This is a genomic window from Mycobacterium sp. 852002-51163_SCH5372311 (assembly GCF_001667115.1).
Taxonomy (GTDB): domain Bacteria; phylum Actinomycetota; class Actinomycetes; order Mycobacteriales; family Mycobacteriaceae; genus Mycobacterium.
The window spans coordinates 72,075-82,232 of record NZ_LZIJ01000022.1; the positions used below are offsets into that span (position 1 = coordinate 72,075).

10 protein-coding genes are annotated in these 10,158 nt (G+C 64.6%); 6 read left to right on the forward strand and 4 right to left on the reverse strand.

The genetic code is table 11. The features are described from left to right. Positions 1 to 61: 61 nt before the first annotated feature. The 4 genes from A5791_RS03150 to A5791_RS03165 all read right to left on the reverse strand — a co-directional run bounded on the left by A5791_RS03150 (position 62) and on the right by A5791_RS03165 (position 3,907). Positions 62 to 646 carry a cytochrome b gene (locus A5791_RS03150; protein WP_082966709.1) on the reverse strand — a complete coding sequence of 195 codons (585 nt, stop codon included), beginning with the start codon at positions 644 to 646 and terminating at the stop codon, positions 62 to 64. After that, complete coding sequence (locus A5791_RS03155) at positions 643 to 1,758, reverse strand: catalase family peroxidase (protein ID WP_304441686.1); 1,116 nt, start codon at positions 1,756 to 1,758, stop codon at positions 643 to 645. The genes A5791_RS03150 and A5791_RS03155 overlap by 4 nt, the downstream gene beginning before the upstream one ends. Positions 1,759 to 1,864: 106 nt before the next feature. After that, positions 1,865 to 2,857: an ATP-binding cassette domain-containing protein gene (locus A5791_RS03160; protein ID WP_067230867.1), complete on the reverse strand. Its 993-nt coding sequence runs from the start codon at positions 2,855 to 2,857 to the stop codon at positions 1,865 to 1,867. Between the two features lie 3 nt (positions 2,858 to 2,860). Continuing rightward, positions 2,861 to 3,907: an ABC transporter permease gene (locus A5791_RS03165; protein WP_067230871.1), complete on the reverse strand. Its 1,047-nt coding sequence runs from the start codon at positions 3,905 to 3,907 to the stop codon at positions 2,861 to 2,863. A 312-nt stretch (positions 3,908 to 4,219) separates the two neighbouring features. Between A5791_RS03165 and A5791_RS03170 the strand changes: the two genes are divergently transcribed. The 6 genes from A5791_RS03170 to A5791_RS03195 all read left to right on the forward strand — a co-directional run bounded on the left by A5791_RS03170 (position 4,220) and on the right by A5791_RS03195 (position 10,012). Continuing rightward, positions 4,220 to 4,588 carry an STAS domain-containing protein gene (locus A5791_RS03170; RefSeq protein WP_067230874.1) on the forward strand — a complete coding sequence of 123 codons (369 nt, stop codon included), beginning with the start codon at positions 4,220 to 4,222 and terminating at the stop codon, positions 4,586 to 4,588. Positions 4,589 to 4,650: 62 nt separating this feature from the next. Beyond that, the gene (locus A5791_RS03175; RefSeq protein WP_231995786.1) at positions 4,651 to 5,079 is read left to right on the forward strand and encodes an ATP-binding protein; all 429 of its coding nucleotides are present in this window, start codon (positions 4,651 to 4,653) and stop codon (positions 5,077 to 5,079) included. Between the two features lie 335 nt (positions 5,080 to 5,414). Continuing rightward, positions 5,415 to 7,187: an amidohydrolase family protein gene (locus tag A5791_RS03180; RefSeq protein ID WP_067230877.1), complete on the forward strand. Its 1,773-nt coding sequence runs from the start codon at positions 5,415 to 5,417 to the stop codon at positions 7,185 to 7,187. 5 nt (positions 7,188 to 7,192) lie between these two features. After that, positions 7,193 to 8,551, forward strand: a complete 1,359-nt coding sequence (locus A5791_RS03185) for an aromatic ring-hydroxylating dioxygenase subunit alpha (protein ID WP_067230881.1) — start codon at positions 7,193 to 7,195, stop codon at positions 8,549 to 8,551. Further along, a complete protein-coding gene (locus tag A5791_RS03190; RefSeq protein WP_067230886.1) occupies positions 8,548 to 9,294 on the forward strand; it encodes a PP2C family serine/threonine-protein phosphatase in 747 nt (248 codons plus the stop codon). Before A5791_RS03185 ends, A5791_RS03190 begins: the two co-directional genes overlap by 4 nt. A gap of 190 nt (positions 9,295 to 9,484) precedes the next feature. Beyond that, on the forward strand, positions 9,485 to 10,012 hold the full coding sequence (locus tag A5791_RS03195; RefSeq protein WP_067230890.1) for a hypothetical protein: 528 nt from the start codon (positions 9,485 to 9,487) through the stop codon (positions 10,010 to 10,012). The last annotated feature ends 146 nt before the right edge of the window (positions 10,013 to 10,158 follow it).

Consider the following 10,158-nt stretch of genomic DNA (forward strand, 5'->3'; position numbering starts at 1 on the left):
GGCACACCGTCGCGAACAGCCTTTCTTCGGCGAACGCTCGGGTTGCCGGCTTCAAGTGTCGTCACGCCTTGGTTTCGTCCAGTTGCGCGGCGGTGTGCCCGGTGGGCCACAGCGCCATGCGATCAAGGAGCCGGTCACGCAGAACCAGCGTGTGAAATAGCACTGCGCAGACATGGGCTGTGAACGCCGCGAAGAGCAAGAAGGCGAAGGCACTGTGTGCATGCCGGAGCACTGCATAAACATCGATGTCGTGCGGTGCGATGCCGGGCAGATGAATCGGCCCGACCAGGATGATCGGGAATCGGGCCGCCGACAGCATTGCCCACCCGATCAGGGGTTGGACGAGCAGCAGGGCGTAAAGCAGGTATTCCGACCAGGACGCGATGCGGCGCTCGGCGGGACTCATTGTGGTCGGGAACGGGGGCAGGTGGTGCGTGAGCCGGTTCGCCAGGCGCGCCACGGCGAAGATCAGGATCAATACGCCTAAGGGCCGGTGGATCGCCAGCAGCAGCGGGTAGTAGCTCAGCGAAGCGATCATCGTCACACCGATCAACAGTTGCGCGATGACCATCGGCGCCATCAGCCAGTGCAGAACCCGGAACGGGAGGGCGAAACGCGTTGCTGGACTGGTCGTCTCGCTTGTCACGAGAGCACCTTTGCCGCGTTGACCTGGCTGGGCGACTTGGGCTCGCCGCCGCGGCGGGTGAAGGAGCGAGCGTAGACGGCCGACCGCGCGCCGGGGATCGGATCGTCAGAAACAGCCATGCCGTCGGGCAGCACCGTCGGGTCGAAGTTGATATCCCGGGCGTTGCCGGCTTCCTCGGTGTGCACCGCGGAAATCGTGATGGTGCCGGCGTCGATGGACCGGCGCGAGGGCGGCCAGGGCTTGGTGGCGTCGTTTGTCTGGTCACCCGGCTCACCGATCGTGACGACCAGCCGCCACCGCAACGGACGCTGGGCCACCGCGCGAATGAGATTGTCGAACAGGTAGTCCTTGCCGACCGCTGACGACGGGCTCGGGGCTTCTTGCGGAACCACGTACCACCGCACCGGAACAGTGGCGCCGGCGCCGTTGGTGAACCAAAAAGCATTCAGCCCGTAAAACGTACTGTCCGCGAATCCGGCGCTGGGCGGTGACTGCTTGATGAGTTTCATCGCCGCGACGGTCTCGGGATGACGATCGAGGAATGCGGCCATTTTCTGCGGGTCGGGCTTACCTGTGTCCGGCTGGGGCTGGGAGGCGAGCAACCGCTCATAGAAACCCCGCGGAGTGCTGTCGGTAAAGACAGGAAGGTTGATCATCGCGGTCCGCCACTGCTGGCCGCCGCGGGTCTGGAAGAGCAGCCCCAGACCTCGGACGGTGTCGGGCTTGTCGGGCTGATCCGGTAGACCGCCGCCCAACGAGAACCTTCCGATCAGCGGGACACTTCCAGGCCTGAAGACTTCCGCCCGGCAGATGGCCTCGCCGGCGCCGTTGCTCGCGAAAGTGCCTACCGCACTGAGACCTTTGGCATGGTTGCGCCGGAACCCGTCATGCCGGCCATAGACGTGTTCGAAGCGATCGGCAAACCCGGACGGGTTCAGCGTGCGGGGCCGCAGCCAGCCACCCGCATACGCGAAGCCTCCTATGTCCACCGCCGCGAAACCCGCTACCGCACCCAGTCCCAGCAATGCACCCCGTCGGGTCAGCGAGTCCAGTGGAGCGGGGTTGGTTTCCGCAGAATCGTCATACTGCTCACGGCCATCGCCTGGGTCCATGCCCCACCGCCTTCGTGTAGTGGCCCGTCCTTCGTATCGAGTCGTTCTAATCGAGGAAGTTGACGAGGCGGCGAACACACCCCAGCCAATTGGTGCGGCAGCCAGCTCAGTCGCTGGCGAGCTCGCGGTGCTCGATCACGTCACGTAGCGCACCCATACCGGCACGCTTGCGGAATGCCGGTGCGGTGTAACCGATTACGGTCGCATCGGTGCGGGCGCGCGCTGTGGCCGAACGTGGCATGTGAAACAGCACCCCGATCTCGCCGAAGTAGTCCCACGGGCCCACCACCTTGATCAATTCCTCACCGCCGTCTGCCAATTCGCGCACAAGCTCGAACTCACCCTTGGTCACCACGTAGATCAGCTCGCCCGTCGTGGACTGTTCGAACAGCACCTCCCCGGCCTTGACCTCTAGGGTCTCGGGTGGCCGGCCGTCCGCCGGGAAATCGGGTGTCAACTCGACGACGCGATCGGCCAGCGGCAGCATCCGGGCGTCGTGAGTCGCGACCACCACCACACGCTCGCCGTCGGCGAGTTCTCGGATCAGCCGCAGCACCTCCTCCACCTGGATGTAGTCCAGGTGCGCGGTAGGTTCGTCGGCGAGGATCAGCGGCGGATCCAGTGCGATCGCACGAGCGACGGCCACGCGTTGCTGCTGCCCGCCGCTCAGGTCACCGGGGCGGTGTTTCATTCGCTGGTCAAGGTTGACCCGCGTCAGCAGTTCCTTCGCGCGCTTTCGCGCGGCCGCGCGCGACCACCCCGCCAAGCGCATCGGAATCATCACGTTCTCGAGCGCGGTGAGGCTCGGGACGAGATTGAACGCCTGAAAGATGATGCCCACCTGATCGCGGCGATATGTCGCCAGCGCTGCGCCCTCCAAAGTCGTGATGTCGACGTCGCCGAACTTGATTGCCCCAGACTTCGGCCGAAGGATCCCGCCCAGGCAAGACAACAGCGTCGTCTTTCCGCAGCCGCTCGGCCCCAACAGGATCGCCAACGAACTGGTCGACACCTCGAGGTTCAACCCGTTGATCGGGCGCAAAGCGTAGCCACCGCTGTAGTACTCGACAACCAGGTTCTGAATGCTGAGATCGGCCACCGCTCACGGACCTCCAAAGGCGAGCGCGGGATCGACGGCGACCACGCGCCTCAGTCCGAGCAGGCTGGCCAGCAGACCGATCACGATCGCGACCACCGGCAGCGCCAGGTAGGCACCGATTGGCACCTCGACAATCATCGGAAATAGCGGTGCCAGCAGCTGCGCAAGCAGAACGCCCACCACCGCCGCGAGCAACGCGATTACGAGCGCCTGCAGAGCGAGGCCCGCCAGAATCGAGCGCGTTGGCGCGCCGATCGCCTTGAACACCGCAAAGTCACGCAGCCGCTCGAGGGCGGAAAGGTACACAACTGAACCGACGATCAGCACGGCCACGATCCACAACAAGACGGCCACGATAGATATCGAACTGACGGCGACCTTCAACGGGCGCACCAGCTCGTTGACAGCGCCCGTCCGGTCGAAGGTCTGGTAGCCGTCGGGCAGGGCCCGAGGATTACCTTTTATCCCGATCGAGGTGATCAGCGGCTGTCCGTTGTAGGCCAGTTGCTGTATGCCGTGGGTCGTCATAAAAATATTGGGAACCGCCATCGCCGTGGAATTGGGCACAATGCCGACGATGTGGAGCACGTGGGCACCGACCTCCAGGCTGTCGCCGATATGGCGGCCAATCGTGCTGGACACCGCGACCTCGTCCGGCGCCGACGGTGGCCGACCCTCCGGGACCTGCGGCATGCCGGGGCCATGCTCGGGTGCGCCGAAGGCCGTGACGTTTCGCGTTGAGTTGCCGTCCTTCATCATCGTCACCACGCAGCCCAGTGGAGCGGCGGCCTCGACGCCGGGCTCAGATGCCACCCGCGCCAGGTCAACCTCGGGGAAGGGTATTGAACCCGCGAAGGGTCCGGCCGCGCCGGTTTTGACGACGAATTGGTCGATGCCGATGGAATCGATGGTGCGCCGAGCCTCGACCCGGAACCCGTTCGCCAGCCCGGTCAGCACGAGCGTCATCCCGAAGATCAGTCCGGTGCTGAGGATCGTGATGACTAGGCGCCGTTTTCGCCATTGCATGTCACGCAGGGCCGCAAACAGCATTCCCAGAACCTACCAACGCCGACCGCTTTCCTGACCATCTTTTGTGTACCTATTACGTGCAAGAATTCGCGACTGGAAGTGCCCAAAAATTCCGCGACGCGCGGACCGCTGACATCCGGTGTTATCCCGGTGGCATAGGATTAGCTCTGTTTGGAGGTTCTACTGCTCCTCGACTTGGTTACCTCGACTTGGCTACCTCTACGTGGCTGCACAGGATGGACGGCACTGTTCCGTGAGGGTTGAAGCAACAGCCCCGGTTGGCGAGTGGTTGTCTGAGAACTGTCCCGGTCGGGACGGATGTGAGAAACAGCGATGATCGAACAATCTGGCAACTCCGTCGAACCGACACCGTTCGATGTCGGAAAACACCAGGCAGGTCAGGCGGTCGTGCTCACCGTCGCAGGCGAAGTGGACATGCTGACCGCGCCAAAGTTGACCGAGGCGATTCAAGCCGCCCTGGCCGCCAAGCCTGAGACGCTGGTCGTCGATCTGTCGAAGGTGGAATTCCTCGCCTCTGCCGGGATGACCGCCCTCGTCACCGCACAGGCTGAGGTCGTGGCACCCACTCGGTTCGCGGTCGTCGCGGACGGGCCGGCCACCAGCCGACCGATAAAGCTCATGGGAATCGACAGCGTATTACCGCTCTACAGCACGCTGGATAGCGCGCTGAGCGATTGTTGATCGTTGGCGGCATTTCGGTGTCTCACATCGACGACCTACCGCGAGACGACCAATCGCGATTCGTGCGAAAACGAATTGCCGCAGACGCGTCCAGCGCCGCTCAGACCCGAGCCGAGTTCGGGAACTGGCTTGACAGACATTTCACCCTGGGCGCCGAACGGTTCAACGACTTGCTGCTGGCGGTGAACGAAGCCATTGCAAACGCCGCCGAGTTCGCCTACATCGACGCCGCGCAGTGCGGGACCATGGACGTCAGCGCAGATTACGACGCCCATTCCGACACCCTCGCCGTCACCGTCAACGATCGCGGCCGTTGGCGCCACAACGTGCCGGCACCGGCTGCCCCTGGGCGACAACAGTGTCAGGTTCGGGGACGCGGAATCCCACTGATGCGGGCGCTCGCCGATGAAGCGATCATCGACGGCACACCGCACGGAACAAGCGTCAGGCTGACCTGGACTGACCTCACCGGCGCCAGGTCCACCACCTGAGCCAGAGCTGCTCGCCGGTGTCCCAGGCGCCGGGCGTAATCCTGAGCGTTCAGCGTGAATCGTCGGTTTTCGGCGTAAATCGTCGGCGTTTACGCGTAAATCCTGGGTTTTGCGAGTGAACACAGGGCGGGGTTCCGAACCGCATTTCCGCCCAGGCTTCACAGCCAAAGCCTTCACTTCACACTAAAAGCCAGGGCGGTCTCAAGCCGTTGGTCCGCCGACCGCGGCGAAAGGATTCATTGACTCAGCCCACGGAGGCGCCTACCGTCAATACATACGCTACGTGGCGTAGCGTAATAATCCCTCAAGTCCGGGTTCGCTGCCCTGGAGGCTTCATGTTCGACTTGAAAATCATCGGTGGCACTGTCGTCGACGGCACCGGCGCCGAACGCTATCGAGCTGACGTCGGCATCAAGGACGGCAAGATCGTCGACGTCGTCCGCCGCGATGCCGCCGGCCCGGGGGCCGCGGGCCTGGATACGGCCGAAGCCGCTGAAACCATCGACGCGACGGGGCATGTGGTGGCCCCCGGCTTCGTCGACATCCATACCCACTACGACGGTCAGGTCAGCTGGGACAGCTTGCTGGAGCCGTCGAGTGGGCACGGCGTCACGACTGTGGTCACCGGCAACTGCGGTGTGGGCTTCGCCCCGGTGCGGCCTGGCACCGAGGACTGGCTGATCGAGTTGATGGAAGGCGTCGAGGACATCCCCGGCACCGCGCTGACCGAGGGCATCACCTGGGGCTGGGAGACCTACCCCGAGTACCTCGACGCCATCGGCAAGCAGAAGTTCGCGATCGACGTGGGCAGCCAGGTCGCCCACGGCGCCGTCCGCGCCTACGCGATGGGCGAGCGGGGCGCCAAGAACGAGCCCGCCACCCCCGACGACATCGCGGCGATGGGCCGACTGGTAACCGAGGCGATGGAAGCCGGCGCGCTCGGTTTTTCCACGTCGCGCACGATGGGACATCGCGCGATGGACGGCGAGCCCGTGCCGGGCACGTTCGCCGCCGAGGACGAACTTTTCGGTCTCGGTCGCGCTATGGCGGCCGGTGGTCAAGGTGTCTTCGAACTGGCACCACAGGGAGCAGCGGGAGAGGACATCGTCGCCCCCAAGAAGGAATTGGAATGGATGCGGCGACTGGGCGCCGAGATCGACCGGCCGGTGTCGTTCGCACTCATTCAGGTGGACGCCGACCCGAACCTGTGGCGCGAGATGTTGGACCTCTCCGCGGCCGCGCATGAGGCGGGCAGCCGATTGCATCCCCAGATCGCGGCGCGCCCGTTCGGCATGATGATCGGCTTCCAGGGCCATCACGGATTCAGCCATCGGCCCACCTATCGCCGGCTGGCGGCCGAGTGCAGCCGCGAGGATCTCGCCCAGCGCTTGGCCGAACCCGCGGTGAAGGCCGCGATCCTGGCCGAGGACGACCTGCCCGCCGACCCGACTCTGTTGTTCGACGGCATGTTCGCCTTGGTCCAGCACTCGCTGGGCCGGCTCTACGCGCTGGGCAATCCGCCGGACTACGAGCCCACGCCGGACCGCACCGTCGCCGCGATCGCCAAAGCCCGCGGCGAGGATCCACTGTCGACGCTGTACGACCTCATGCTCGAGTCGGACGCGACCGCCATGCTCATGCTGCCCCTGTTCAACTACGCCGACGGCAACCACGACGCGATCCGCGAGATGATGCTGCACCCGGCCGGCGTGCTGGGCCTGTCCGACGGCGGCGCCCACTGCGGGATGATCTGCGACGCCTCCTACCCCACATTCCTGCTGACGCATTGGGCGCGGGATCGCAAGCGCGGCGACAAGTTGTCACTGGAATACGTGATTCGCAAGCAGTCTCGTGACACGGCACATCTGTTCGGGCTGACCGACCGCGGCACCATCGAGGCCGGCAAGAAGGCCGACATCAACGTGATCGACCTGGACGCGCTGACGCTGCACCCCGCGGCGATGGCCTTCGACCTGCCCGCCGGTGGAAACCGGATTCTGCAAGGGGCAAGCGGATACGCGGCGACGATCGTCAGCGGAACCGTGACGCGTCGCAACGACATCGACACCGGGGCCCGTCCCGGCCGCTTGGTGCGCGGCGCCCGTTGAGGTCCATGAGCAACTCGCTGACCGCCGGCAATCCGGCCCGCACCCGCCCCCATACTCAAGAGGACGCGATCGGCACACCGCCGGAAAGCCCAACGCTGGTGCCGGCCGAGCGGTATTACTCTCCGGCGTTCGCGGCGCTGGAGTTCGAGCGAATGTGGCCGAAGGTTTGGCAGATCGCGTGCATGGTCGACCATGTCGCAGAAGCGGGCGACTACTTCGAATACCGTTGCGGCCCATACGGAGTGCTGATTGTTCGCGGTGACGACGGCGTGCTGCGCGCATTCCAGAACGCGTGTCGGCACCGCGGCAATTCGGTGTGCGTGGGCTCGGGTTCGGGCCTGCGCGAACTCAAGTGCGGCTACCACGGCTGGACCTGGGACCTGGCCGGCATGCTCAAGCGGGTGCCTAACCGCAAGGGATTCGGCGCGCTACGAATGTCGGACTTCCCATTGGTGCCGGTTCGGGTCGACACCTGGGAAGGGCTCGTCTTCGTCAACCTCGATCTCAACGCGATGCCGTTGCTCGACTACCTGGAAGCCATACCGGAAGACGTCGCCTGGACCAATCTGAGCGACTTTCGCTGCTACGCCACGCTGACCATCGAGGTCGATGCCAACTGGAAGACGATCGCCGACGGCTACAGCGAGACCTATCACATCCAGACGCTGCATCCCGAACTGCTGCGGTGTGTAGACGATATCCATGCGCCACAACAGATTTGGGGGCACACGGGTAAATCCGACCAACCCTACGGTGTGCAGAGCCCACGCTTTGACGGCGCGCTGAGCGACCAAGAGGTTTGGGACGCTTACGTTTACACGCAGGGCGCACTCATGGGCGCACCGGAAGGCACGCCGTTCCCCGCCGACGAACGCCAGCCCGGACAGACAGTGCAAGACCTGATTGCAGCACGAACCCGAGCGTTTGCGGCGCAACGCGGAGTGGACCTGGATTGGGCTGACACCGACCGGGTCACGCGGCTGCACCAGTACAACGTGTTCCCCAACATGACGTTTCTGACCAACGCCGACCACCTGACGATCATGTGCTCGCGACCCGGCCCCGATCCCGATAAGGGCGAGATGGTCATCTTCTTGATGACGCGGATGCCGCCGGGTGCGCCGCGGAACAAGCCGACCGACGTACGCACCACCGCAGGCGAAGCCGAACCAGGCCTGGTGCTCACGCAAGACGTCCGGGTTCTCGCGGGCTTGCAGCGGGGCATGCACCAGCCCGGTTTCACGCACCTGGTGCTGTCCAACGAGGAGCGGCGGGTGATCAACATGCACCGCAATCTCGAGCGCTACCTCGACCTGCCCGAATCGGAGCGGATGACCGGGGGCGATACCGGCCGGCCGAAGTGACCGGTTTGCAGTTTGCAGGTCTTAGCGACATCGGTTGTCTACGGACCAACAACCAGGACTGCTGGGGCGCCGACCCCGAACAGTCCCTGTTCATGGTCGCCGACGGCGTGGCCTGCAGCACCGACGGCGCTGTGGCCGCTCACCTGGTGGTTGAGTTGCTGCCGACGTATGTGGGTCGCCACCTCAAGGCGGACCTCGACGCTGCGACGGCATCCGAGTCGCTGGGGCGCGCTGTCACGGAATTCTGCGCTGACTTTCGCGCTTACGCCGCCACCGATTCCCGCGTTGCCGGCGCCAACAGCACCCTGGTGGCGGTGGTCGTTTCGGGATCCCGCGCGTTGCTCGCCCACCTCGGGGACAGCCGTGCCTACCTCTACCGCGAGCAGCAGCTAGAGCGCCTCACTCGTGATCACAGCCTGATCCAGGAACTGATCGACGCGGGCGAGCTCGCTGTCGAGGACGCCAACGAGCACCCCGGCCGAAACATCATCACCCGCCACATTGCGATGCATCCGCGGGCGCTGCCGGATACCGCGGCCGTCGAGCTGCTTTCCGGTGATCGGATCCTGCTGTCCAGCGACGGTCTGCATGGGGTCGTCGACGACGGGGCACTGGCTCAAATACTCGATGCGCATTCTGAGCCCGGCGATGCCTGTGCGGCACTGATCGACGCCGCAAAGCGCGCGGGTGGACCCGACAACATCACTGCTGTGGTGATCGACATAACCGAGACCGGGCAATAGTGTTGCAGCCCAAGGTCGTCTACGAAAGAAACAATGAATGGTCAGCGCCAGAGCCTTGGTGGCGGTCGCCGCGTCTGTGAGTGCGGCCCTCGTTCTCGTGGGCTGCTCAACGCCGCAACGTCCGACAAGTTCCGGCGGAACCACCCCGCAGACACAGTCCGCATCCCCGTCGGCGTCTCCGTCGGGTCAGGTGACAACCACGTCCTCCGCCGCGCCGGCGTCCAATGATCCGAGGCGCACCGGCAAGGCCGAGGGACTCCAGATCACCATCTATCCGCAAGAGGGCACCACGGTGCGGCCGGGTGGGCCCCCGATGCGCTTCGGTATCACGCTGTTCAACACCACCGCCAACGACATAACGCAGGTGGGAATGGTGGTGTCGTTGGGCCACTGTTCGTGCGGCTCGCCCGAGCAACACATGATGCCGCAGGGGTCGATGCGCATGCTCGATCCGAACACCAAAGCGTGGGTCGCGGCACCGTACGTCCGCGAGGCGGGCGGGATGGACTTCATCCTGCAGTCCCTGGTCCCGCCGTTCGACGTGAAGCACGGTGGTCAGGTCGTCACCTATGAGCTCGAGATGCAGCTCGACGCCAAGCAGGATTTCGCCGTCACCAAGGGCGACGGCGCCATCAACGTGACGAGGACCGACGCCGCCACGCACAATCCGATCGGCACCAGTCCCACTGCATCGCTTCGCATTTCGGTCGAACCCTAAGCGGTTCAGCCCCCTTGCCGATCTAATTAGTACCGCGTAGGTGCTGTATACATCAGCCTCCGAGCTGGTGCGGAACCCCGGCTTGGCTCAATTTTGTGTGCATCGTCAGGGTAGATCGTGATTAGCGTGTTGCGGAGGTGGTCGGG